The following is a 24,067-nucleotide window of genomic DNA, read 5'->3' as shown; positions in this document are numbered from 1 at the left end:
GTGTCCCGCACGCGGTGCAGCGCGCAGCGGTGCGCCGCAGATGCGGGACCCATGCCGCCGCAATGGGTCCCGGTTCAGCATCGCGGCACTTCGCGCCGCAATGCGCCCGGGACAGGAGAGTTGGGATTATCGACGTCATCGCCTCTACTCCGGAAACGTGACCATGCGCGTGAAGCGCGCGAGGATCTGGTCGAGCAGCATGCCGACGATCCCGATCAAGAGGATCGCGATGATGACGTTGGTGATCGACAGATTATTCCACTCGTTCCAGACGAAATAGCCAATGCCGGTGCCGCCGACGAGCATCTCGGCGGCGACGATCACGAGCCAGGCGATGCCGATCGAGATGCGCATGCCGGTCAGAATCGTCGGCGCCGCTGCCGGCAGGATCACGGTGAAGGCGCGCCTGACCGTGCCGACCTCCAGCGTGCGCGCCACGTTGATCCATTCCTTGCGCACGGTCGCGACGCCGAACACCGTGTTGAGCAGCATCGGCCAGATCGAGCAGATGAAGATGACGAAGATCGCCGAGACCGAGGAATCCTTGATGGTGTAGAGCGCGAGCGGCATCCAGGCCAAGGGCGAGATCGGCTTCAAGACCTGGATGAACGGATCGAGCGCTTTGCTCAGCAACGGCGACATCCCGATCAGGAAGCCGAGCGGGATCGCCACCAGCACGGCCAGCAGATAGCCGGTGCCGACGCGCGCGACGGAATAAGCGAGCTGGATGCCGAGCCCCTTGTCGTTCGGCCCGTTGTCGTAGAACGGCCGCTTCAGGTGCTCCCAGAGCTTTGCGCCGACATCGAGCGGCCCGGGCATCGCCGATTTGCCCTGCGTCGCCGTGAGCCCCATCAGCTTGGCGTATTCCGGGCTCATCGTCGTCACCGGCGCGGTGGAGCGCGTGGCGAGATGCCAGATGCCGAGAAAGGCGGCGAGCAGCACGATGGAGACGAGGCCGGCGCGAAGGCGAAGGGAGGTGGTCATCATGCATATCCCCGGTATCGTGTCCCGGGCGCGGCGCAGCGCGCTCGGCGATGCGAAGCATCGTCCGGTGCGATGCGGCGCAGAACCGGGACCCATGCGGCAGGACTGGGTCCCGGCCCTGCGAAGCAGCACTGCGTGCTGCATTGCGTCCGGGACACAAGAGTGCCCATCATCACGACGCCTTCCTGATCTTGAAGCTCGCGACATAGTCCTCCGGCTTCGCCGGATCGAACGTCTTCCCCATCACCGCGAACGACTTGTAGGCACTCGCCGGCGGCGTCAGCCCCATCTCGGTCATCAGCTTCTTGGTATCGGTCGCCAGATACACCTGCTCGGCCACCGCCTTGTAATCGACGTCGCCCTTGATCTGGCCCCAGCGCTTCATTTGCGTCAGCATCCACACCGCAAAGGACTGCCAGGGGAATGGATCGAAATCGACGCGCTTGGGATCGGTCTTCACGCCACCGAGGCCGTCGGCATAGGTCCCGGTCAGGACCTGCTCCAGCACGGTGACCGGCGCGTTGATGTAGTTCGCCGGCGCAATGGCCTCGGCGATCTGCTTGCGGTTCTCGGCCTTCGAGGCGAAGGCGGTCGCATCGACGATCGCCCGCGTCAGCGCCGCAAAACTGTTCGGCGCCGTCGTGATGAATTCGCGGCTTGCGGCAAAGCTGCAGCAGGGATGGCCGTCCCAGATCTCCTTGGAGAGCAGATGCATGAAGCCGACGCCGTCATAGATCGCGCGCTGGCAGATGTTGTCGGGCGCAAGGAAGCCGTCGATGTTGTCGGCACGCAAATTCGCCACCATCTCCGGCGGCGGCACCGAGCGCAGCTGCACGTCGGTATCGGGGTCGAGGCCGTGCTCTGCGAGATAGTAGCGTAGCAGGTAATTGTGCATGGAATAGTCGAAGGGGATGGCGAATTTCAGACCCTTCCAGTCTTTCGGATCGCGCTTGTCCTTGTGCTTGGTCGCGAGCACGATGCCCTGCCCGTTGATGTTCTCGATCGCAGGGACGGCGAACGGAATGGCGTTGGCCCCGAGGCCCAGCGAGATCGCGATCGGCATCGGCGCCAGCATGTGCGCGGCGTCGTATTCCTTGTTGATGGTCTTGTCGCGGATCACGGCCCAGCCGGCGGTCTTCACCACCTCGACGTTGAGGCCGTGCTTGGCATAGAAGCCCATTGGCGCGGCCATGATGATCGGCGTGGCGCAGGTGATCGGGATGAAGCCGACCTTGAGGTCCTTCTTCTCGGGCGCACCGGTCTGCGCGAAGACCTCGGTCGCCGTCTTGAGCGGGAAGAACTGCGACAGTGCCGCGAGCGCAGTCGATGCCCCGACCGACTTCAGGAACGCGCGCCGCGCCACGTCCTGCGGAAACATCGCGCGCATCACGGCGGAGGCGACCACGCCCTCGTAACGCTTCTCTTCGCTTGCGACCGGCTCGCAATGCAGCGCCGTCGCCTGCTCGTGCTCAGCCGCGGAACGATGCTGGCCGCAAACACAGCCGGCTCGAAGGTTGCGATCGGGATCAAACGGATTGTCGAACGTGGACATCGGCCCTCCTGCGCGTCATTGCGAGGAGCAATTACGCAAGGAGCATGCCATGGCCTTTCGGCCGGCCAGTGCCTTGATGACGCAGCACTTTCACCCGCGCTTGGCCGCTACGAAAACTCGTGATAAACGAGATTTCGTAGTTCAATTACGAGATTTCGCAATGGCAACGACGCCAATGCCCATCCGCGATGATGCGGCTTCCGCCATCGATCCGCGCATCGCCGCCTTCGAATCCTCGGTGGAGGCGACACTGCTGGTCGATCCCTACGGCGACCAGATCGTCGATGCCAATCCCGCCGCCTGTGCCCTGCTCGGCTACGACCGCGCCCTGCTGCGGCAGACCAGGGCCAGCACGCTCCACGCCGGCGATCTTGCCGCCCTCACCGTCTTCACCCAGGCCGTGCTGCACAAGGGCGCCTACTGGACCACGGCGCTCAATCCCCGCCACGCGACGGGGCAAGATCTCCGGCTCGAATATGCCGGCTGCCTGCTGCCGCATGAAGGCCGCACGCTGCTGCTGCTGACGCTGACCGACCTCGAAGCGCGCCGCCGGCGCAATGTCGATGCCGCCGCCGAAGACCATATGCGCGGCGGCATCTCCACCTGGCAGCGGGTCGAGCGCGTGTTCCAGGACATCGAGCGCGAGAACCAGCTGATCCTGCGCGCCGCCGGCGAAGGCATCTATGGCGTCAACGCCGAAGGCAAGACCACCTTCGTCAATCCCGCGGCCGAGCGGATGCTGGGTTGGACCGCCGAGGAGCTGGTCGGCAAGGAGATCCACCCGATCGTCCACCACACCCACCACGACGGCCGGCACTATCACAATCATGATTGTCCGATCTATGCGGCGTTCCGCGACGGCGCCGTGCACCAGGTCGACGGCGAGGTGTTTTGGCGCAAGGACGGCTCGCCCGCCTGGGTCGAATACACCTCGACACCGATCCGCGATCGCGGCGTCGTGGTCGGCGCCGTCGTGGTGTTTCGCGACGTCAGCCAGCGCCGCGAGGCCGACGAGAAGCTGCACGCCGCCCTTGCCGAGGTCGACCGCCTGCGCGAGCGGCTGGAGCTGGAGAACGCCTATCTCCAGGAGGAAATCCGCATCGAAACCAATCCGCGCGGCATCATCGGGGGCAGCGAGGCGATCCAGAAGACGCTGCGCCAGGTCAAGCTGGTGGCGCCGACCACCGCGGCGGTGATGATCACCGGCGAATCCGGCACCGGCAAGGAGCTGATCGCGCGCGCCATCCACGAGGATTCCACCCGCAGCGACCGGCCGCTGATCCGCGTCAACTGCGCCGCGATCCCGCGCGAATTGTTCGAGAGCGAGTTCTTCGGCCATGTCCGCGGCGCCTTCACCGGCGCAACGCGCGACCGCATCGGCCGCTTCGAGCTCGCCGACGGCGGCACGCTGTTCCTCGACGAGGTCGGCGAGATCCCGCTCGAGCTGCAAGGCAAGCTGCTGCGCGTGCTGCAGGAAGGCCATTTCGAACGCGTCGGCCAGGAGCGCACCCGCGCGGTCGACGTCCGCGTCATCGCCGCGACCAATCGCGATCTCAAGCAGGAGGTCCAGCGCGGTCGCTTTCGCGAGGACCTCTATTTCCGCCTCAACGTGTTCCCGATCGAGACCGTGCCCTTGCGCGAACGGCGCGAGGACATCCCCCTGCTCGCCCAGCATTTTCTCACGCGTGAGGGCAAGGCACTCAAATCAAACTTGCGCCTCTCCGAGGGTGATGCACGGCGGCTCGCCCGCTACGACTGGCCCGGCAATGTCCGCGAATTGCAGAACGTGATCGAGCGCGCCGCGATCCTGTCGCAGAACGGCCGCCTGCGCATCCATCTGCCGGATGCTTCCGGCACGCAAGCGCCGAGCGGTGCCGCCCGTCAGAAGGCCGACGCGCGTCCGGCGGTGATGACGTCATCCGAAATGCGCGACCACGAGCGCGCCAACATTCTCGCCGCGCTCGAGGCCTGCGCCGGAAAAGTCTTCGGCCCCGGCGGCGCGGCCGAGATGCTCGACATCAAGCCGACCACGCTGGCCTCGCGGATCAAGGCGCTGGGTATCGCGCCCCGTCCGCGGGCCACTTGAGCAGGATAGTCTTGGTCGTATCGATGTGAGACGGGGAACACCTCTCCCGAAGGGAGAGGTCGACCGAACTCCGCGGCGGCTGGCGGCTCACGCCGCCTTGGTCGTCACATCAGTTGCAATCGGCAGACCCTGCTCGATCGGCAGCGAGGGATCGCGCGACCATTCGTTCCAGGAGCCGAAATACATCCGCACGTCCTTCACGCCGGCGTTCTTCAGCGCCAGGAACGTGTTCGAGGCGCGCGCCCCCTTGAAGCAGTAGAGATAGACCGGCGTCGTCGGCGAGATGCCGACGGTGGCGCATTCCGCCAGAATCTCGTCCTTGGACTTGAAGCGCGGGCCTTCGGCGGTCGGCTTCATCATCCGATACCATTCCAGCCACACGGCGCCGGGAATGCGGCCCTTGCGCGGGCAGAAATCCTTGCCGTACGGGGACGAGCTGTCGCCGATCCACTCGTCGACGTCGCGCACGTCGAGGATTGCGATGCCCGGCTTGCCGACGGCGGCGAGCATGGTCTTGGCATCGATCAGGATCTCGCCCGCTTCAGGCACGATCGCGAACGAAGCCTTCGCCGGCGTCGGCACCTCCTTGGTCACGGGAAAGCCTGCGCCCGACCAGGCGTCGAAGCCGCCATGCAGCACCTTCACCTTGGGATAGCCGAGCATGGTGAGCAGGTAATAGCCGCGGCAGGACTGGCCGAAGCCGGAGTTCATCGACTGCTCGTAGACCACGGCGGTCTCCTTGCCCGAAAGGCCGGCACCGCCGAACGCATCCGCGAATTTCGTCTTGAGCTCGGCCATGCCTTCCGGTGTCGAGGTCGCGAGGAACGTAAAGATCTCGTGCACGTTCACGGCGCCAGGCAGGTGCCCGGCGGCGTAAGCATCGGGATTGCGGGTGTCGATGACGACACACGGCTCGGTCTTCAAGAGATCGGCGAGTTCGACGGCAGTGATCAGAACGTCAGTCATGGCAGCCTCTCCGTTGAGGTTGGTGGGTCTTCGGGTGGACTCGTAAAACTTTAAGGCTCGGAACTCAGAAATCGGCGAGCATCTTGCGCAGCTGCTTGGTGGCGGGCGTGACGATCGCGACGAAATAGGCCTCGCGCAGGCGCCGCTGCGCGCGGTGACTCCTCAGATAGCCGCGCGCGCCACAATGCAGCATCGCCGCATGCGCCGCCGCGACGCTGGCTTCGCCGGCGCGAAGCCGCAGCGCGATCACCTTGCGCCAGTAAGTCTCCTCCGCGTTGTAGGGATCGCGTGCCAGCATCATGGCCTCGGCCTCGAGCTCGGCGGCGAGCTCGCGGAAGTGCACCGGCTGCTGCGGCAGATAGCGGTTGATGTGACCGAGCGGGTTATCCACCTCGTCCATGATGTTGATGCAGTCCTTGATGACGCCGAGCGCCATGCCGGCCTGGAGCAGGATGAAGCCGGCGCGGATCTTCTTGACGAAGGGCCCGGCGGGATCGGCGAGGATCAGCTCATCAGGCACGAAGGCGTCGCGGAACTGCACGCCAAAAGTGCCGGTGCCGTCCATGGCGAGGAACGGCTTGCACGGCGTCAGCGTGATCGCCGGGTCCGAGCAATCGGCTAGGAACATCACAGTGCCGGATTCGTCCTCACGCTCGAAGATGGTGCCGAAATAATGGTCGGGGCCGAGATTGGAGACCCAGGGCAGCGCACCGCGCACGATGTAGCCGCCCTCGACCTTGCGGCCCTTCAGCTTCAGCTTCTCGATGCCGAAAAAGCTCTTCATGGGATTGGAGAGCCCGGTGCCGCCGAGCACGCGACCGGTCGAGAAGGCATCGCCGAAGCGCTTGGCGAGCTTCACATTGGTGGAATTCGCCGCATACCAGACCAGCGTGTTCTGGCACCAGGCCATGAAGGCCGTCGCCCCGCAGACCTCGCCGATCGCCGCCATTGCCTGGATCGCGCAGCGCAGATCGGCGGGGCCTTCGTGCGGCATGTGGCTGCCCCACGCCCCGACCGCGCCGAACTTGCGCAGCACCTCGGCCGGATAGACCGATCCCTCGTCGATGCCGGCGGCCAGCGGCGCGAGCTCTTCGCGCGCGATCCGCGCCACCTCGCCCGCAATGGACGGTGCGGGCTGATCCAGAACGTCGGCCCGCGATAAAGCCAGTGAACCCATGATCGTCTCCCGCACCCTGTCCTGATTGCCGCCTGCTAGATGCCGACCTCGAGATTGACCGGCCGGGTGAAGGTGTTGGCGACCGGCGACCATTTCTTCACATGGGCGACCAGCGCGTTGATGTCGTCCGGCGAGATGCCCTCGCATTCCATGTCGACCTTGACGCGGACATCGGTGAATCCGACCGGCTTGTCGGAGGTGTCGCCGGTGCCCCAGACCGCGGTGATGTTGAGATCGCCTTCGAGCTCCAGCTCGAGCTTGTTGACGATCCAGCCGCGATGCACCGCGTTGGCATGCAGGCCGACCGCAAGGCACGAGCCGAGCGCGGCCAGCGAGGCCTCCGACGGATTGGGCGCGGTGTCGTCACCCAACAGACCCGGCGGCTCGTCGACGATGTAGGGCGGCAGGTTGCGGATGTAGTTGGCGTGGCGGAACTTGCCCTCCGCGACCGTCTTGCACTTCAAGGTCTTGATGACCTTCGGATTTGCCTTGCCATTGGCAATCAGTTGCTCGAGCCCGTTCTTGTCGATGGGCGCGAGGCACCCCGTCAGCACTGTCTTCTGAACGACAGCAGTCATCAGTCTTCTCCCTGGCAGAAGTGGAAATCGGCAGGATACCGAACGGTCTGTTTCCTTGCATGGAGCGTGCCAGAGCCCGCGAAAAACAAAAGGCGAAGCTTTGGAGCCGCTTAAGCCTTCCTGCCTGCGGATTGATCAGCCGGTCCTTGCTCAAAGGCGATGCAGACCGGCCGGGCTCTGCGAATCTTTTCAGCGCGAAACAGATGCGGCTTGCTGATGCGGCACGGCTACGGGTAAGTTTGAGTCCATGGCAAAGACGTCATCGAGAAAGAATTCGCCCCACACTGCCGCTGCCGAGGACGAGTCCGCACGCGGTCGCCTCCTAAGCGCGGCGACGCATCTGTTCTGCAAGAACGGCATCAACGCCACCGGCATCGATGCAATCATCGAGGAGGCCGGCACCGCCAAGACCACGCTCTACAAATTGTTCGGCTCCAAGACCAACCTCGTCAACGCCGTGCTGGAGAGCGAAGGCAAGCAATGGCGCGAATGGTTCATCGACGCCATGGAGCAAGGCGGCGGCGATGCGCAGGCGAAGCTGACGCGCATCTTCCCCGCACTGAAGAGCTGGTTCGCCGAAGAGCGCTTCTACGGCTGCCCCTTCATCAACGCCGTCGGCGAGCACGACAAGGACGCCAAGCAGTTCCGCAACATCGCGCTGAAGCACAAGAAGATCGTGCTCGGCCACATCGAGAAGCTCGCCGGTGAGCTCGGCTCAGCCGAGCCCGCGGTGCTGGCGCACCAGCTCGGCCTCATCATCGACGGCGCCATCGTCGCCGCGATGATCTCGCGCGACCCTGGCGTGGCCGATACGGCCGCACTGACCGCCGGCCCGCTGCTCGGCCAGGCCAAGGCGAAGAAGAAGCGCGCGGCGGAGCAGCTGGAGACGGCCTGACCGTAGATCTCGTAGTAGATCTCGTAGGGTGGGCAAAGGCGCGCAGCGCCGTGCCCACGGCTTCGCAGGTCGAGGCTGCGGACTGTCACAGCTTACCGCAATAACAACTAGGATCATGCAAAAGCGAATGGATGTCTTTGGTGATCAGGTTGCTCAGTCGCTCTCTTGCCTTCGTTATATTCGCCTGCACGGCAGCATTCGCCGAGGCCGCCGACGGTCCGATCACCTACTTTTCGGATGAGGCGACCTTCGATTTTACGGAGCGTACGCGCCCGTCATCGACCGATCAGGTCACCGTTGCCAAGGTGCGCGTGATAGGGCGACCTGCTTCTCTCGTCGGTCCCGACCAGTCGGGACGTCCATCGGTTGAAAAGCCGCGAGAACCTTATGCCGCAACGTTGAAGATGCTCGACGTCATTCGTGGAAAGCGACCTGCCCAAGAGTTGGTAAGCGTCACGTTCGGTGGAGGCCGTGGGGGGCACCTTCACTCACACCTACGCTCTGGGCCCGAGCACACCGCGCCAGTTGGCCCAGGAATATTACGTCGCGATGTACGAGGATGCTTTCGGATTTCACCTTATCGGAATTCCGATGAGCTCAGAGCGGTATCGGGAATGGCAGGGGGAGATCGCGAAATTTGAGATTGAACGACAAGGGTCGCCACCGAAATAATCAGTTTCACTATCTCCTAGGGTGGGCAAAGGGTCGCGCCGTACCCCACGACTCCTAGGCCTGATAGATCGAGATGGTGGGCACGCTTCGCTTTGCCCACCCTACAAGACCTACGATTGCTGCTCCATCATCCCCTGCAGCCGCGCCAGCTCCGCTTCCAGATCGCGCTCGACATCCGCGGCGCGAATGTCGAGCACCCGATAATCCCGCGCCTCGAGCCACGCGCGCCGTCCCGCGCGATCTGCCGCGATCGCCTCGCCCTCGCCCGGGTTCACCAGCTCGATCGCGATCCGGTGCGGGAAGGAGACGAAGTCCGGGATGTGGCGCCCCACGGGGGTCTGGCGCTTGAACCCACCTGCGAAGCGGCGGTCACGCGTTAGCGCCTGCCAGAGCAGGCGTTCGGCGTCGGTCGGGTTGCGGCGGAGCAGCCGGGCGAGGCCGCGCACGGTCGAGCCGCTGTCGGGGACGCCGCCGCCCTGCCCGTGCTCGGCCAGCAGCGCGCGCAGGCGCGTGGCCTGCTCGCCGTCGAGCACGCCGCCCTTGGCCGGACCCTTCCGTCCCTCGGCGATCGCCATGATCACGCCGTGCAGGGTGTGCATGTCCTGCTTGGTCGGCTCCATCCGGGTGAAGATGTTGCGCAGGTTCACCAGCATGGTGTCGCGCTTCTCGGCCGGGCGCAGGAACTCGACCTTGTCGAGCTCGCGCACGAGGTTGTCGAAGAAGGCCTGCATCTGGTGCTGCGAGGCGCGCTCGGAACGCTCCGGCATGGCGTGCGGCAGCGCGCCCGAGGTCGCGCGCTTGAACCATTCATAGCCGACCAGCAGCACGGCCTGGGCGAGGTTGAGCGAGGCAAAGCCCGGATTGACCGGAAAGGTGATGATGCGGTTGGAGAGCCCGACCTCCTCGTTGGTCAGGCCCCAGCGCTCGCGGCCGAACAGGATGCCGGCCCTGCCGCCGGTCGCGACGTGCCCGGCGATCTCGGCCGCTGCCGCCTCCGGCCCGACCACGGGCTTGGCCTGGTCATGGGGACGCGCGGTGGTAGCGAACAGCAGGTCGAGGTCGGCGACCGCCTCTTCGACCGTGCTGAACAATTCGACCGTTTCCAGGATGTGGTCGGCGCCGGCCGCAGCCCGCTGGGCCGCGATGTTGGGCCAGCCGTCCCGGGGGTTGACGATGCGCAAGCGGCTCAGGGCAAAATTGCCCATGGCGCGCGCGGCCATGCCGATGTTCTCGCCGAGCTGCGGCTCGACCAGGATCACGATGGGACCGTCGAGGGAAAGGCCGGCTTTGCTCTTGTCAGTCCCCGACATCTCGCTCTGCTTTCACACTGTCTCTCAAGGCCTTGGCGAGGCCATCTTCAGGAATTGATTCAAGCCGGTCGTTCGAACTGGTCTTTCGAACTGTTTCTGGGCCGGCTCGGGCGCTGTCCGCCTGTCGTTTGCCTGTCCTGACAAAATTCTCAAGGGAAATAACGGCTTGGATTCGACTTTTGAAACTCGCCTGGAACGTGAGGCCGGCCCCGGCAGCGGCCCGGCCCGCCGCTTCCCGCCTGCGCAAGCTGGATGAGCTAAAACTGCATAATCCCTTGGCTTTCGCCCGCCGCGCGGCGGTGCTAAGAGGCGGCGGATATTCACGTTGGCGCGCCAAAAGCGCCGTTCCCAAGAGGGCTTCCCCGATCATGGCAAAAATCAAGGTATCCAATCCCGTCGTCGAGCTCGATGGCGACGAGATGACCCGGATCATCTGGCAGTACATCAAGGACAAGCTGATCAACCCGTTCCTGGATGTCGAGCTGCTCTATTTCGACCTGGGCATGGAATACCGCGACCACACCAACGATCAGGTGACCATCGACGCCGCCGAGGCGATCAAGAAGGTCGGCGTCGGCGTCAAGTGCGCCACCATCACCCCCGATGAAGCCCGGGTGAAGGAGTTCAACCTCAAGCAGATGTGGAAGTCGCCGAACGGCACCATCCGCAACATCCTCGGCGGCGTGATCTTCCGCGAGCCGATCATCTGCAAGAACGTGCCGCGCCTGGTTCCCGGCTGGAGCAAGCCGATCATCATCGGCCGCCACGCCTATGGCGATCAGTACCGCGCCACCGACATCAAGTTCCCCGGCAAGGGCACCCTCTCGATGAAGTTCGTCGGCGAGGACGGCACCGTGATCGAGAAGGAAGTGTTCAAGGCGCCCGGCGCCGGCGTCGCGATGGAGATGTACAATCTCGACGATTCCATCATCGACTTCGCCCGCGCCTCCTTCAATTACGGCCTGCTCCGTAATTACCCGGTGTACCTGTCGACCAAGAACACGATCCTCAAGGTCTATGACGGGCGCTTCAAGGACATCTTCCAGGACATCTTCGACCGCGAGTTCAAGAAGGAGTTCGACGCCAAGGGCCTGACCTACGAGCACCGCCTGATCGACGACATGGTCGCCTCGGCGCTGAAATGGTCCGGTGGCTATGTCTGGGCCTGCAAGAACTACGACGGCGACGTGCAGTCCGACACGGTCGCGCAGGGCTACGGCTCGCTCGGCCTGATGACCTCGGTGCTGCTCACCCCCGACGGCAAGACCGTGGAAGCGGAAGCGGCCCACGGCACCGTGACCCGCCACTACCGCGAGCACCAGAAGGGCAAGGAGACCTCGACCAACTCGATCGCGTCGATCTTCGCCTGGACGCGCGGCCTCGCCCACCGTGCCAAGCTCGACAACAATGCCGAGCTCGCCAAGTTCGCGGCCACGCTGGAGAAGGTCTGCGTCGACACGGTCGAAGAAGGCTACATGACCAAGGATCTCGCGCTGCTGGTCGGCGCCGACCAGCGCTGGCTCTCGACCACCGGCTTCCTCGACAAGGTCGCCGAGAACCTGACCAAGGCGCTGGCGGCGTAAGCTACCTGCCCCACCCGTCATTGCGAGCGCAGCGAAGCAATCCAGGATCCCTCCGCAGGGACAGTCTGGATTGCTTCGTCGCAAGAGCTCCTCGCAATGACGAGACCGTTGATCGAGGACCGTGCATGCCATCATTCAAGAGCGTTGCATTCGCGGTCTTCGCGCTGGCGAGTGCCCCTGCGCTGGCCGCCGAGCCGCTACCCAACGCGATCGCCGCGCCGGGCGAAACCGTCGTGCTCAGCGCCCACGCCGAGGGCGCGCAGGTCTATGAGTGCAAGTCAGCCCCCGACGGCAAGCTCGCCTGGGCCTTCCGCGAGCCCGTCGCGACGCTGCTGTCTGAAGGCAAGACCGTTGGCCGCCACTATGCCGGCCCGAACTGGGAGCTCGCCGACGGTAGCGCCGTGGTCGGCAAGGCCGTCGGCAACGCACCGGGCGCAACGCCTGCCGATATCCCGTGGCTCAAGCTGGAAGTCGCCGCCCGCCGCGGCAGCGGCACGCTGACGCCGGTCACCACGGTCCAGCGCATCAACACCCATGGCGGCAAGCTCGACGGCGCTTGCGACAAGGCCGGCGAATTCAAAACCGCGCCCTACGCGGCCGATTACGTCTTCCTGAAGAAGGGCTGACCGCTCAGCGGTCGGTGCCTTCCTTCTCCGCCTGCGCAAGCTCCGCGAGCGCGAGATCGCCGGTATCGGCGAGCCGCGCCTTGGCGGTTTCATGGACATGGGCAGCCAGCGTCGGCATGCGCGCGATCAGGGCATGGAAGTCCTGCGCGTCGAGCACGAGCAGGCGCGTCTTGCGCGTTGCCGTCACCGTGCCGCTGCGCTTCGTCTTGTGCAGAAGCGCGATCTCGCCGAAGAAGGTGCCGTCGGCGAGGCGCACATGCTGGTTCGGCAGCGCGATCTCGACCTCGCCGGCCGTGATGAAATACATCGACGAGGCGACATCGCCCCGCCGCACCAAAATCTCGCCCTGCTCGATGGTGCGCGCCCGCAGCAGACGCATGATGTCGGCGATCTCCGCGGCGGAGAGGTGCGAGAACAGCGGCACCCGCGCCAGCATGCCCCAGGTGACGACGAAATCGCGCCGCTTCACCTCTTCGGCGAACGCCGAGGAGATGATCGCGACCGGCAGCGCGATCATGGCAAAGCCTGAGATGATGGCGAAGGTCGAGACGAACTTGCCGAGCGGCGTCACCGGCACGACGTCGCCATAGCCGACGGTGCCGAGCGTCACGATCGCCCACCACATCGCCTGCGGGATGGTGCCGAGCTTGTCGGGCTGCGCGTCGCGCTCGATGGCGTAGAGCAGCGAAGCGAAGGTCAGGACCGCGCCGATCAGGATGACGATGCAGCCGATCAGCGCGCGCCGCTCGGCATGCACGGCCGCGAGCAGCGAGCGCATCGCCGGCGAATAGCGGATCAGCTTGAAGAACGGCAGCACGCCGAGGGCTGCCAGCGTCGCGTGCCGGCCGGTCGCGAGCACGATTGCGGCGGGCAGGAACGCCATGAGATCGATGATGCCGAGCGCCGAGAAGACGTAGCCCAGCCGGTCGGACAGCGCCGAGCCCTTGCGCGGCGTATGCCCCGCCACGGTCCACAGCCGCGCCGCATATTCCAGCGCGAACACGATCACCGAAAGGATGGTGATGCCCGCGAACAGCGCGCCGAACCGCGCGTCGAGCTCCGGCACCGAGGCGAGGATCATCGCGGCGACGTTGAGAACGATGACGCCGATGATGACCTGGATGAAGCGCGACCCGACCGAATAGGCCAAGGGGTCGTGCTCCAGCAATTCGTAGAGGCGATCCCGTAAGTTCGGATCGGAAAGCCCACGTCCTCGCGGAACGGGGGACATGATCTTTAAGCGCCTGCCATCGCTTTTTCGATCGCCGCCAGCGCCTCGGTCGCCCTCGCACCATCGGGGCCGCCGGCCTGGGCCATGTCGGGCCGGCCGCCGCCGCCCTTGCCGCCGAGCGCCTCGGAGGCGATGCGCACGAGATTCACGGCGTTGAAGCGCGCGGTGAGGTCCTGCGTGACGCCGACCACGATTCCCGCCTTGCCGTCCTCGGTGACGCCGACGATGGCGACGACGCCCGAGCCGATCTGCTTCTTGCCGTCGTCGGCGAGGCTCTTGAGATCCTTCATCTCGATGCCTTCCACCGCACGCGCCATCAGCTTGACGCCGCCGGCCTCGCGCACACCCGACGCTGCGCCGTTGCCGGCGGAGGCACCGCCGCCCATCGCCAGCTTCTTGCGGGCATCGGAGAGCTCGCGCTCGAGCTTCTTGCGCTCCTCCATCAGAGCGGCGATGCGCGCCGGCACGTCGTCGAGCGAGGTGCGCAGCTCGTTCGCCGCGGTCTTTGCCAGCGCCATGGTGTCGTTGGCATGTTTTCGCGCGTAGTTGCCCGTTAACGCCTCGATACGGCGCACACCGGAGGCGACCGCGCTCTCGCTCGTGACCGTGATCAGGCCGATATCGCCGGTGCGCTTGACATGGGTGCCGCCGCAGAGCTCGACCGACCAGCCGAGCGCGTTGGCGCCGCGCTCGCGCGCGGTCCTGCCCATCGAGACGACGCGGACCTCGTCGCCATACTTCTCGCCGAACAGCGCACGCGCGCCGGCCTCGCGGGCCTCGTCGACGCCCATCACGCGCGTGGTGACCTCGTCGTTCTCCAGCACCACGTCGTTGGCGATATCCTCGACCCGGGCGAGCTCCTCGGCCGTGATCGGCTTCGGATGCACGAAGTCGAAGCGCAGCCGGTCCGGCGCGACCATCGAGCCGCGCTGGGCGATGTGATCGCCGAGCACTTGGCGCAACGCCTCGTGGATGATGTGGGTCGCGGAGTGATGGGCGCGGATGGTCGAGCGCCTGGAATGATCGACCTCGAGCTGCAGCGCCGTGCCGAGCTTCACTTCGCCACTCTCGACCGTGCCGATATGGACGAAGAGATCGCCGAGCTTCTTCTGCGTATCGGTGACGCGGACCTTGATGCCGCCCTCGCCCGAGAGCACGCCGGTGTCGCCGACCTGGCCGCCCGACTCCGCATAGAACGGCGTCTGGTTCAGCAGAAGCGCGCCGGTCTCGCCGGCCTTGAGGCTCGCAACCTCGGCGCCGTCCTTGACCAGCGCCGAGACCACGCCTTCGGCGCTCTCTGTCTCGTAGCCCAGGAATTCGGTGGCCCCGAGCTTCTCGCGCAGCGGGAACCAGATCGCTTCGGACGCCGCCTCACCCGAGCCCTTCCAGGACTCGCGCGCCTTGGCCTTCTGGCGCTCCATCGCGTCGGTGAACGCCGCCTGGTCGACGCCGATGCCGCGCGACTTCAGCGCGTCCTGCGTCAGGTCGAGCGGGAAGCCGTAGGTGTCGTACAGCGTGAAGGCAACGTCGCCGTCGAACATGTCGCCCTTCTTCAAGGACGCGCTCTTCTCGTCGAGGATGGCCAAGCCGCGCGAAAGAGTCTTGCGGAAGCGGGTCTCTTCCAGCCGCAGCGTTTCCTCGATCAGCTTTTCCGCGCGCATCAATTCCGGATAGGCCTGGCCCATCTCGCGCACCAGCGCCCAGACCAGCCGATGCATCAACGGCTCCTTGGCGCCCAGGAGCTGCGCATGGCGCATCGCGCGGCGCATGATCCGGCGCAGCACATAGCCGCGGCCCTCGTTCGAGGGCAGCACGCCGTCGGAGACCAGGAACGCCGAGGAGCGCAAATGGTCGGCGATGACACGGAACGAGGCCGCATTCTGCTCGGTCGGGCCGCTGCCGAGCGCGGACGCGGTGGCCTCGATCAGGTTGCGGAACAGGTCGGTCTCGAACACGCTGTCCACGCCCTGCATGATGCAGGCCATGCGCTCCAGGCCCATGCCGGTGTCGATCGAGGGACGCGGCAGACCGACGCGCTCCTCCTTCGTCACCTGCTCGTATTGCATGAACACGAGATTCCAGAATTCGAGGAAGCGGTCGCCGTCCTCTTCCGGCGAGCCGGGAGGACCGCCCCAGATGTGCTCGCCGCGGTCGATGAAGATCTCCGAGCACGGGCCGCACGGGCCGGTGTCGCCCATCGCCCAGAAATTGTCCGAGGTCGGAATGCGGATGATGCGGTCCTCGGAGAAGCCGGCGATCTTCTTCCACAAGCCCGCCGCCTCGTCGTCGGTGTGATAGACGGTGACGAGCAGCTTGTCCTTCTTCAGCCCGAACTCCTTGGTGATCAGCTTCCAGGCGAGCTCGATCGCGCGCTCCTTGAAGTAATCGCCGAACGAGAAATTGCCGAGCATCTCGAAGAAGGTGAGATGGCGCGCGGTGTAGCCGACATTGTCGAGGTCGTTGTGCTTGCCGCCGGCGCGCACGCATTTCTGCGACGTGGTGGCGCGCTGGTAGGGCCGCTTCTCGACGCCGGTGAAGACGTTCTTGAACTGCACCATGCCGGCATTGGTGAACATCAACGTCGGGTCGTTGCGCGGCACGAGTGGCGAGGACGGCACGATCTCGTGGCCGTTCTCGGCAAAGTAGTTCAGAAAGGTCGACCTGATCTCGTTGACGCCGCTCATGTTCATCCAATCGGGTATGCTGGGGCCCGCTTCTCGCCGTCCAAACCGGACCGTTAAGGCTGATATCTGCGGGCCAAAGCGCTTTTAGACAAGGCCAGCTTCGCTGTCCAGAAACTGTGCAGGGAGATCAGAGGGTTGCCGCAGGCGCTCAATCCCCTTGCAATCCCGTTGGATAGGACGTGCGGACGCGTTGACAGGCTTGGCTCCCCTGTGGTCTCTACCCATCTGTATCGTACGGCCACGTCGGGAGAGACCGGCTTCTTTTAGCCGGCGCCGAAGGAGCAACCGCCCCGGAAACTCTCAGGCAAAAGGACCGCGTGGCTTTGACAGCATCTGGAAAGAGGCGCCGACGGGTGTAGACCCGGACAGCGTCCGCCGACGGGATAATACTCTCAGGCACAGCGACAGATGGGGCTTCGACTGGTTGCTTCCGGGGAATCGTCCCCGGGGAACCGCCGAGGGCCCCTGTGATGCTTGCGTCGGACGACAAGAACTCTCTGAAACGTACCCCCCTTTACGATCTTCATGTGTCCCTGGGCGGCAAGATGGTGCCGTTTGCGGGCTATGACATGCCCGTGCAGTACCCCGCGGGCGTGCTGAAGGAGCACCTCCATACCCGCACCAAAGCCGGCCTGTTCGACGTCTCCCACATGGGCCAGCTCGCGCTTCGGCCGAAATACGGCAAGGTGGAAGACGCTGCCCGCGCGCTGGAGCGGCTGGTGCCGCAGGATATCGTGGCGATCGCCGCAGGGCGGCAGCGCTACGCCCAGTTCACCAACGAAGACGGCGGCATTCTCGACGACCTCATGGTCGCCAATTTCGGCGATCACCTGTTCCTGGTCGTCAACGCCGCCTGCAAGGCCGAGGACGAGGCGCATCTGCGCGCCAATTTGTCCGACGACTGCATCATCGATTCGCTGGAAGGCCGCGCGCTGATCGCGCTGCAGGGCCCGAAGGCCGAAGCGGCGCTGGCGAAATTCTGTGCAGAGGCGCCGGCCATGAAGTTCATGGACGCGGGCCCGCATGAGGTCGCCGGCATCCAGTGTTTCGTCTCGCGCTCCGGCTACACCGGCGAGGACGGTTTCGAGATCTCGGTTCCATCAGGCGATGCCGAACGCCTCGCAAAGATGCTGCTGGCAAATCCCGACGTGCTCCCGATTGGGCTCGGGGCCCGCGACAGCCTGCGGCTGGAAGCCGGGCTCTGCCTGTACGGCCACGACATCGACACCACCACCACGCCGGTCGAGGCCGCGCTGGAATGGTCGGTGCAGAAAAGCCGCCGCACGGGTGGCGCCCGCGCCGGCGGTTTCCCCGGCGCGGAGAAGATCCTCGCCCATTTCGATGGCGGCGCATCCCGCCGCCGCGTCGGCCTGCGCGCCGAGGGCCGCGCGCCGGTGCGCGAGGGCGCGCTTCTTTTTGCCGAGGCTGCGGGCGGCGAGCCGATCGGACAAGTCACGTCGGGCGGTTTCGGCCCGAACCTGAGCGCGCCGGTCGCGATGGGCTACGTGCCGGTGAGCCACGCCGCGCTCGGCACAAAGCTCTTCGCCGAGGTGCGCGGCCAGCGCTTGGCCGTGCAGGTCGCCGCCATGCCCTTCGTGAAAAACACCTACAAACGCTGAGGACGAGACAATGACCACGACGCTGTACACTTCCGACCATGAATGGCTCGCCATCGACGGCGACACCGCCACGGTCGGCATCACCGACTACGCCCAGCAGCAACTCGGCGACGTCGTGTTCGTCGAATTGCCCAAGGTCGGCCGCGCGCTGAAGAAGGCCGAAGCCGCCGCCGTCGTGGAGTCGGTGAAGGCCGCCTCCGACGTCTACGCCCCTGTTACGGGCGAAGTGCTCGAGACCAACGAGGCGCTCGCCGCCGAGCCGGCGCTGATCAATTCGGATGCGCAGGGCGCCGCCTGGTTCTTCAAGATCAAGATCGCCGACAAAAGCGAGCTCGGCGGCCTCATGGATGAAGCCGCCTACAAGGCACATACGGCGTGAAGATATGAGCCGACCCGTCTCAACATACTCACTGTCATCGTCCGCGAAGGCGGGCCATCCAGTACGCCGCGGCCTCTCGGCTCGAGCACGACTGCCTGCGTTTACTGGATGCCCCGCCTTCGCGGGGCATGACAGCGAAATCTAAAGCGAGGACCCATGATGACCGCGCACCGCAAATCCAACGGCGACACCGCCAGTTTCGTTCGCCGCCATATCGGCCCGTCCGCGCGCGACGTCACCGCGATGCTGGAGGCCGTCGCCGCCAAGAGCGTCGAGGCGCTGATGGCGGAGACGCTGCCGGCCTCGATCCGCCAGGCCGCCCCGCTCGATCTCGGCAAGCCGCTCAGCGAAACCGAGGCGATCGCGCATATGGCCGAGCTCGCAGGCCAGAACCAGGTCTTCACCTCGCTGATCGGCCAGGGCTATTCCGGCACCATCCTGCCCGCGGTGATCCAGCGCAACATCCTGGAGAACCCGGCCTGGTACACGGCCTATACGCCCTACCAGCCCGAGATCAGCCAGGGCCGGCTGGAAGCGCTGTTCAACTTCCAGACCATGATCTGCGACCTCACCGGGCTCGACGTCGCCAACGCCTCGCTGCTCGATGAAGCCACCGCGGCGGCGGAAGCCATGGCGCTCGCCGAGCGCCACTCGCAGGTCAAGGCCAAGGCCTTCTTCGTCGACAAGGACGTGCATCCGCAGACGCTGGCGGTGATGCGCACCCGCGCCGAGCCGCTCGGGTGGTCTCTGGTCGTCGGCGATCCCCTCACCGATCTCGACAAATCGGACGTGCTCGGCGCGCTGCTGCAATATCCTGGAAGCTCCGGCGCGTTGCGCGACCTCCGGCCCGCGATCGCCGCGCTGAAAGCCAAGGGCGCACTCGCGATCGTTTCCGCCGACCTCTTGGCGCTGACCTTGCTCGCCTCTCCCGGCGAGTTAGGGGCCGACATCGCCATCGGCTCGGCGCAGCGCTTTGGCGTGCCGATGGGCTATGGCGGACCGCACGCAGCCTATATGGCGGTGCGCGATGTGCTGAAGCGCTCGCTGCCCGGCCGCATCGTCGGCCTGTCCGTGGATTCGCGCGGGGCGCCGGCCTATCGGCTCGCGCTGCAGACCCGCGAGCAGCACATCCGCCGCGAGAAGGCGACCTCCAACATCTGCACCGCGCAGGTGCTGCTCGCCGTGATTGCGTCGATGTATGCGGTCTATCATGGCCCCGAGGGCCTGGCGCAGATGGCGCGCAACGTGCATCGCCGCGCCGCCGTGCTCGCAACCGGCTTGCGCAAGCTCGGCTTTGCGCCTGACAGCGAAAACTTCTTCGACACGCTCAGCGTCGATGCCGGCGGCAAGCGCGAGGAGATCGTCGCGCACGCGCTCGCCGAGAAGATCAATCTCGGCGTCGGTGATACCGCGCTTCGCATCGCACTCGACGAGACCACGACGCCCGCGACGGTCGAAGCGGTCTGGCGCGCCTTCGGCGGCAAGCTTGCCTATGCCGAGATCGACGCCGAGACGCGCGAGGCGCTGCCGGACGAATTGAAGCGCGCCACGGCCTTCCTGACCCATCCGGTCTTCCATGCGCATCGCTCGGAGACCGAGATGCTGCGCTACATGCGCAAGCTCAGTGATCGCGACCTCGCACTCGACCGCGCCATGATCCCGCTCGGGTCGTGCACCATGAAGCTGAATGCGACCACCGAGATGATGCCGCTGACCTGGCCGGAATTCGGCTCGCTGCATCCGTTCGTCCCGCGCGAGCAGGCCGCCGGCTACCACGCGCTGTTCGCACGGCTGGAAAAATGGCTGTGCGACATCACCGGCTACGACGCCATCTCGCTGCAGCCGAACTCCGGCGCGCAAGGCGAATATGCCGGGCTTTTGGCGATCCGCGGCTATCATGCCGCGCGTGGCGAGGCGCATCGCAAGATCTGCCTGATCCCCTCCTCCGCCCACGGCACCAATCCGGCGTCGGCCGCGATGGTCGGCATGGACGTGGTGGTGGTGTCTTGCGAGAAGAACGGCGACGTCGACGTCAATGATCTTCGCGCCAAGGCCGAGAAGCACTCCAACGACCTCGCCGCGGTCATGATCACCTATCCCTCGACCCACGGCGTGTTCGAGGAGCACATCCGCGAGATCTGCGACATCGTGCATGGCCATGGCGGCCAGGTGTATCTGGACGGCGCCAACCTCAATGCGCAGGTCGGCCTGAGCAGGCCCGGCGATTACGGCGCCGACGTCAGCCATCTCAACCTGCACAAGACCTTCTGCATCCCGCATGGCGGCGGCGGCCCCGGCATGGGCCCGATCGGCGTCAAGGCGCATCTCGCGCCCTTCCTCCCCGGCCATCCCGCCACCAAGGCCGATGCTCCGGTCGGTCCGGTCTCGGCCGCGCCGTTCGGCTCGGCCTCGATCCTGACCATCTCCTACATCTACATCCTGATGATGGGCGGTGAGGGCCTGAAGCGCGCCACCGAGATCGCGATCCTCAACGCCAATTACATCGCAGCACGCCTCGATCCGCATTTCCCGGTGCTCTACAAGAACGAGAAGGGCCGCGTCGCGCATGAGTGCATCGTCGATCCCCGTCCGCTGAAGACGACCAGCGGCGTCACCGTCGACGACATCGCAAAGCGCCTGATCGATTACGGCTTCCACGCCCCGACCATGAGCTTCCCGGTGCCGGGCACGCTGATGATCGAGCCGACCGAGTCGGAATCCAAGGCCGAGCTCGATCGTTTCTGCGATGCCATGATCGCGATCCGGAAGGAGATCGCCGAGGTCGAGGCCGGCCGCTTTGAGATCGCAGCCTCGCCCTTGCGCCACGCCCCGCACACCGTGCACGACATCGCCGATGACGATTGGAAGCGCGCCTACACCCGCAGCGAAGGCTGCTTCCCCGACGGCGTCTCGCGCACCGACAAGTATTGGTGCCCCGTGGGCCGCGTCGACAACGTCTATGGCGACCGCAATCTGGTGTGCTCCTGCCCGCCGGTCAGCGATTACGCAGAAGCCGCGGAGTAGGATTTGTAAGGTGGGTTAGCGGGCGGTCGCGCGAAGCGCAGGCCGCCCGCGTAACCCACCACTTCAGCTTTCGCGGAGATAAACAGCGGTGGATTACGCCTTCGGCTAATCCATCCTACGAACCCCACCTAAGGCGCAACCAACAAGCGGCGCTTGCCATCCCAGCGTCACAGCCGCTCATTGGTGAGAAGCGTGCCGCCCCACCAGCGTCGAATCGGATTGTGGCGACGGAAATCTTCGCGGTCTTCCAGAACCGCTTTGCCAAATTCGGTCAGCGACAACCGGCTCCGACGATAGGCGGCGTTGCGACCTCGCGCATCGTGTCGGGCGAGCTTCGCGAGTTTCGGATCGAGACCTGCGACCGCCGGCATCGGGCCCGACGCAAGCCCTTCGAGCAACGGACCCAGCTCCCACTGGTCGAACACGCGCGTTTCGAGCAGCCCGCCCGGCTGAAACAGTTCTTTTGTACCGGTTGTGCCCCCTTGCAATCAGCTCGATAAGCCGCGCCTCCGTCGCGCCCAATCCGGTGATTGGTGACGGCAGTTCAGCTAGCAACGCTTCCAGAGCCGGCTTCAGGAAAGGTAGCCTGGGTAAATCCCTTGTCAGCAACCCGAAGCAAAGTTCAGGCGTCGGCGCCCGATACGCCTCCCAGGCCATGTTGGCTATCTCGAAGTCGCACTCTGCGATCTCCGATTCCCGCACCGTACGATCGCGAAGTTGCTGGCCGTCCGCATCGCGCAGATCGAAACTGACCCGTCGCAGTCTCAGACAATCGGTGATCGATGGATGGGACCGCAAATAGTCCAGGATCCAGATCAATTGCAATTGACTGTTAGGCTCAGGGTCGAACCAAAGCTCGATGAGCTCGACGCCATAGGTCTCGCAAAACCGAACCAGGCCAGTCTCCTTGTGCGCGAGACCGGTCTGAGGCAACCGGCCAACAAGATCGGACCACCGCACCTCCGGATCGCCCCTGTAATAGCCTCCCGTAAGATAGTCCTCGAGATGGTGCGACGTAGGCAACGGCCCCCAAACGAACCGAAAGATCAACGGGACGACCATGTCGGCGCGATCGGCGTGGGCAAGACCGACGCCGGACGAACTCGTCAGAATCACACGCTTCATCTCGACGCGCCCTTCGCCACGCAAAACGAAACGGGCACCGAAGACGTCGGCAACTCAACGTCCTCAGTGCCCGCTCCTCGCGAAAACTTGTCGCTGGTCGAGGTTTACTCGTCCGCCGGCTCCTCGCCGTCGGCGTCGCGCTCGGGCGTGCCGGCCAAAATCTGCTCGGCGATCAGACCGGAATTCTGGCGGATCGCGGTCTCGATCTTGGCGGTGATGTCGGGGTTGGCCTTCAAAAACGCTTTCGAGTTCTCGCGGCCCTGGCCGAGGCGCTGGCTGTCATAGGAGAACCAGGCGCCGGACTTCTCGACGATGCCGGCCTTGACGCCGAGATCGAGGATCTCGCCCATCTTGGAGACGCCCTCGCCGTACATGATGTCGAACTCGACCTGCTTGAAGGGCGGGGCCAGCTTGTTCTTGACCACCTTGACGCGCGTGGTGTTGCCGACCACCTCGTCGCGCTCCTTGATCGCACCGATGCGGCGGATGTCGAGGCGCACGGAGGCGTAGAATTTCAGCGCATTGCCGCCGGTGGTGGTTTCCGGCGAGCCGTACATCACGCCGATCTTCATGCGGATCTGGTTGATGAAGATCACCATGGTGTTGGACTTGTTGATGGAGGCCGTTAGCTTGCGCAGCGCCTGGCTCATCAGACGGGCCTGCAGGCCCGGCAGCGCATCGCCCATCTCGCCTTCGAGCTCGGCCTTCGGCACCAGCGCCGCCACCGAATCGACCACCAGAACGTCGACGGCGCCCGAGCGCACCAGGGTGTCGCAGATCTCCAGCGCCTGCTCGCCGGTGTCGGGCTGCGAAATCAGGAGCTCGTCGATGTTGACGCCGAGCTTGCGGGCATAGACCGGATCGAGCGCGTGCTCGGCGTCGATGAAGGCGCAGATGCCACCCTTCTTCTGCGCTTCCGCCACCGTATGCAGCGCCAGCGTGGTCTTGCCCGAGGATTCCGGCCCGTAGATCTCGACGATGCGCCCCTTGGGCAGGCCGCCGATGCCGAGCGCGATATCCAGCCCAAGCGAGCCGGAGGACACCGCCTCGATGTCCATGGAGCGGTCGTTCTTGCCGAGCTTCATCACCGAGCCCTTGCCGAACTGCCGCTCGATCTGGGAGAGCGCGGCGGCCAGAGCTTTACTCTTGTCCATGGAAGATCCTTCGACGATACGCAGGGCAGTTGCGGACATTGGTCGTGCTCCTTATGGCGAGGATTCGCGTGAGGGACAAACGGTTGCGAGGCAGCTCGGCGATAAAACCAATGTACCCCATTTGTTCTAGGTTCGCAATATGTTCTTTGCGGATTATGTCTTTCGGACTACACCACCAGACCACGGAGCTGGTCGCACCGGCTTCATGAACCATCGCGGAAAGTCCGGGTTATCCGCTCATGCATCGCCTCTGGTATTTCGTGGCCTTCCTCGCCGTCACCGCAACCGCATTCGGTGCCCTGGTGGCTTTTGACAAGTTCCTGGGATGACCGGAGGCCTCCTTGATTGGCGGCCTCTTTGGTTGATGGAAGTCGACCTCTGGGGTCCGACAAACCAGCCATGCTGGATCGTCACCCTCCCCG

18 protein-coding genes and 1 riboswitch are annotated in these 24,067 nt (G+C 65.1%); of the genes, 7 read left to right on the top strand and 11 right to left on the bottom strand.

Annotation, left to right across the window (positions count from 1 at the left end; all coding sequences use genetic code 11):
• Positions 1-144: 144 nt before the first annotated feature.
• Together ntrB and XI05_RS27025 are read right to left on the bottom strand one after the other, a co-directional pair.
• Positions 145-984, bottom strand: coding sequence for a nitrate ABC transporter permease (gene ntrB, locus XI05_RS27030; protein ID WP_271507447.1), 840 nt, complete (start codon positions 982-984; stop codon positions 145-147).
• Between the two features lie 172 nt (positions 985-1,156).
• Positions 1,157-2,536, bottom strand: coding sequence for a CmpA/NrtA family ABC transporter substrate-binding protein (locus XI05_RS27025; protein ID WP_271507445.1), 1,380 nt, complete (start codon positions 2,534-2,536; stop codon positions 1,157-1,159).
• Positions 2,537-2,696: 160 nt separating this feature from the next.
• Here XI05_RS27025 and XI05_RS27020 point away from each other — a divergent pair, with 160 nt between their 5' ends.
• On the top strand, positions 2,697-4,622 hold the full coding sequence (locus XI05_RS27020) for a sigma 54-interacting transcriptional regulator (RefSeq protein ID WP_271507442.1): 1,926 nt from the start codon (positions 2,697-2,699) through the stop codon (positions 4,620-4,622).
• Between the two features lie 87 nt (positions 4,623-4,709).
• On the opposite strand, the gene XI05_RS27015 is transcribed toward XI05_RS27020, so the two are convergent.
• The 3 genes from XI05_RS27015 to XI05_RS27005 form a co-directional block, all read right to left on the bottom strand.
• Entirely contained in the window at positions 4,710-5,588 is an 879-nt protein-coding gene (locus tag XI05_RS27015; protein WP_271507439.1) for a sulfurtransferase, read from the bottom strand.
• A gap of 64 nt (positions 5,589-5,652) precedes the next feature.
• The gene (locus XI05_RS27010) at positions 5,653-6,765 is read right to left on the bottom strand and encodes an acyl-CoA dehydrogenase family protein (protein WP_271507437.1); all 1,113 of its coding nucleotides are present in this window, start codon (positions 6,763-6,765) and stop codon (positions 5,653-5,655) included.
• A gap of 35 nt (positions 6,766-6,800) precedes the next feature.
• A complete protein-coding gene (locus XI05_RS27005; protein ID WP_271507435.1) occupies positions 6,801-7,343 on the bottom strand; it encodes an OsmC family protein in 543 nt (180 codons plus the stop codon).
• A 247-nt stretch (positions 7,344-7,590) separates the two neighbouring features.
• Here XI05_RS27005 and XI05_RS27000 point away from each other — a divergent pair, with 247 nt between their 5' ends.
• Positions 7,591-8,238: a TetR/AcrR family transcriptional regulator gene (locus XI05_RS27000; RefSeq protein WP_271507433.1), complete on the top strand. Its 648-nt coding sequence runs from the start codon at positions 7,591-7,593 to the stop codon at positions 8,236-8,238.
• Positions 8,239-9,020: 782 nt separating this feature from the next.
• On the opposite strand, the gene XI05_RS26995 is transcribed toward XI05_RS27000, so the two are convergent.
• Positions 9,021-10,220, bottom strand: coding sequence for a TrmJ/YjtD family RNA methyltransferase (locus XI05_RS26995; RefSeq protein ID WP_271507430.1), 1,200 nt, complete (start codon positions 10,218-10,220; stop codon positions 9,021-9,023).
• A complete protein-coding gene (locus XI05_RS26990) occupies positions 10,207-10,602 on the bottom strand; it encodes a hypothetical protein (RefSeq protein ID WP_271507427.1) in 396 nt (131 codons plus the stop codon). The genes XI05_RS26995 and XI05_RS26990 overlap by 14 nt, the downstream gene beginning before the upstream one ends.
• On the opposite strand from XI05_RS26990, the gene XI05_RS26985 reads away from it, so the two are divergent.
• Both XI05_RS26985 and XI05_RS26980 read left to right on the top strand, forming a co-directional pair.
• Positions 10,589-11,803, top strand: coding sequence for an NADP-dependent isocitrate dehydrogenase (locus tag XI05_RS26985; RefSeq protein ID WP_271507426.1), 1,215 nt, complete (start codon positions 10,589-10,591; stop codon positions 11,801-11,803). The two genes, XI05_RS26990 and XI05_RS26985, sit on opposite strands and share 14 nt — an antisense overlap.
• 125 nt (positions 11,804-11,928) lie before the next feature.
• A complete protein-coding gene (locus XI05_RS26980; protein WP_271507424.1) occupies positions 11,929-12,429 on the top strand; it encodes a DUF3455 domain-containing protein in 501 nt (166 codons plus the stop codon).
• A gap of 4 nt (positions 12,430-12,433) precedes the next feature.
• Here XI05_RS26980 and XI05_RS26975 read toward each other — a convergent pair whose 3' ends face one another.
• Both XI05_RS26975 and alaS read right to left on the bottom strand, forming a co-directional pair.
• Positions 12,434-13,660 carry a cyclic nucleotide-gated ion channel gene (locus XI05_RS26975; RefSeq protein ID WP_271507421.1) on the bottom strand — a complete coding sequence of 409 codons (1,227 nt, stop codon included), beginning with the start codon at positions 13,658-13,660 and terminating at the stop codon, positions 12,434-12,436.
• Between the two features lie 5 nt (positions 13,661-13,665).
• On the bottom strand, positions 13,666-16,344 hold the full coding sequence (gene alaS / locus XI05_RS26970) for an alanine--tRNA ligase (protein ID WP_271507418.1): 2,679 nt from the start codon (positions 16,342-16,344) through the stop codon (positions 13,666-13,668).
• A gap of 234 nt (positions 16,345-16,578) precedes the next feature.
• Positions 16,579-16,669: riboswitch (glycine riboswitch) on the top strand.
• A gap of 145 nt (positions 16,670-16,814) precedes the next feature.
• On the opposite strand from alaS, the gene gcvT reads away from it, so the two are divergent.
• From gcvT to gcvP, 3 genes are all read left to right on the top strand, one after another.
• Complete coding sequence (gcvT, locus tag XI05_RS26965) at positions 16,815-17,963, top strand: glycine cleavage system aminomethyltransferase GcvT (protein WP_271507415.1); 1,149 nt, start codon at positions 16,815-16,817, stop codon at positions 17,961-17,963.
• Positions 17,964-17,973: 10 nt separating this feature from the next.
• Positions 17,974-18,342: a glycine cleavage system protein GcvH gene (gcvH, locus tag XI05_RS26960; RefSeq protein WP_271507412.1), complete on the top strand. Its 369-nt coding sequence runs from the start codon at positions 17,974-17,976 to the stop codon at positions 18,340-18,342.
• 159 nt (positions 18,343-18,501) lie between these two features.
• Entirely contained in the window at positions 18,502-21,366 is a 2,865-nt protein-coding gene (gene gcvP / locus XI05_RS26955; RefSeq protein ID WP_271507976.1) for an aminomethyl-transferring glycine dehydrogenase, read from the top strand.
• 167 nt (positions 21,367-21,533) lie between these two features.
• On the opposite strand, the gene XI05_RS39570 is transcribed toward gcvP, so the two are convergent.
• A complete protein-coding gene (locus XI05_RS39570; RefSeq protein WP_333940010.1) occupies positions 21,534-21,791 on the bottom strand; it encodes a hypothetical protein in 258 nt (85 codons plus the stop codon).
• Positions 21,792-22,595: 804 nt separating this feature from the next.
• Positions 22,596-23,684 (bottom strand): recombinase RecA, encoded by a 1,089-nt coding sequence (recA, locus tag XI05_RS26945; protein ID WP_025037325.1) that lies wholly within the window; start codon positions 23,682-23,684, stop codon positions 22,596-22,598.
• Positions 23,685-24,067: the final 383 nt, after the last annotated feature.

The organism is Bradyrhizobium sp. CCBAU 11357 (genome assembly GCF_028128865.1).
In the GTDB taxonomy this organism is placed as follows: Bacteria; Pseudomonadota; Alphaproteobacteria; order Rhizobiales; family Xanthobacteraceae; genus Bradyrhizobium.
This window is presented reverse-complemented; position numbering and strand designations above follow the sequence as displayed.

Coding starts and splice junctions, on each gene's coding strand:
- ntrB (WP_271507447.1), bottom strand. CDS start 984: ATGACCACCTCCCTTCGCCTTCGCGCCGGCCTCGTCTCCATCGTGCTG.
- XI05_RS27025 (WP_271507445.1), bottom strand. CDS start 2,536: ATGTCCACGTTCGACAATCCGTTTGATCCCGATCGCAACCTTCGAGCC.
- XI05_RS27020 (WP_271507442.1), top strand. CDS start 2,697: ATGGCAACGACGCCAATGCCCATCCGCGATGATGCGGCTTCCGCCATC.
- XI05_RS27015 (WP_271507439.1), bottom strand. CDS start 5,588: ATGACTGACGTTCTGATCACTGCCGTCGAACTCGCCGATCTCTTGAAG.
- XI05_RS27010 (WP_271507437.1), bottom strand. CDS start 6,765: ATGGGTTCACTGGCTTTATCGCGGGCCGACGTTCTGGATCAGCCCGCA.
- XI05_RS27005 (WP_271507435.1), bottom strand. CDS start 7,343: ATGACTGCTGTCGTTCAGAAGACAGTGCTGACGGGGTGCCTCGCGCCC.
- XI05_RS27000 (WP_271507433.1), top strand. CDS start 7,591: ATGGCAAAGACGTCATCGAGAAAGAATTCGCCCCACACTGCCGCTGCC.
- XI05_RS26995 (WP_271507430.1), bottom strand. CDS start 10,220: ATGTCGGGGACTGACAAGAGCAAAGCCGGCCTTTCCCTCGACGGTCCC.
- XI05_RS26985 (WP_271507426.1), top strand. CDS start 10,589: ATGGCAAAAATCAAGGTATCCAATCCCGTCGTCGAGCTCGATGGCGAC.
- XI05_RS26980 (WP_271507424.1), top strand. CDS start 11,929: ATGCCATCATTCAAGAGCGTTGCATTCGCGGTCTTCGCGCTGGCGAGT.
- XI05_RS26975 (WP_271507421.1), bottom strand. CDS start 13,660: ATGTCCCCCGTTCCGCGAGGACGTGGGCTTTCCGATCCGAACTTACGG.
- alaS (WP_271507418.1), bottom strand. CDS start 16,344: ATGAGCGGCGTCAACGAGATCAGGTCGACCTTTCTGAACTACTTTGCC.
- gcvT (WP_271507415.1), top strand. CDS start 16,815: ATGCTTGCGTCGGACGACAAGAACTCTCTGAAACGTACCCCCCTTTAC.
- gcvH (WP_271507412.1), top strand. CDS start 17,974: ATGACCACGACGCTGTACACTTCCGACCATGAATGGCTCGCCATCGAC.
- gcvP (WP_271507976.1), top strand. CDS start 18,502: ATGACCGCGCACCGCAAATCCAACGGCGACACCGCCAGTTTCGTTCGC.
- recA (WP_025037325.1), bottom strand. CDS start 23,684: ATGTCCGCAACTGCCCTGCGTATCGTCGAAGGATCTTCCATGGACAAG.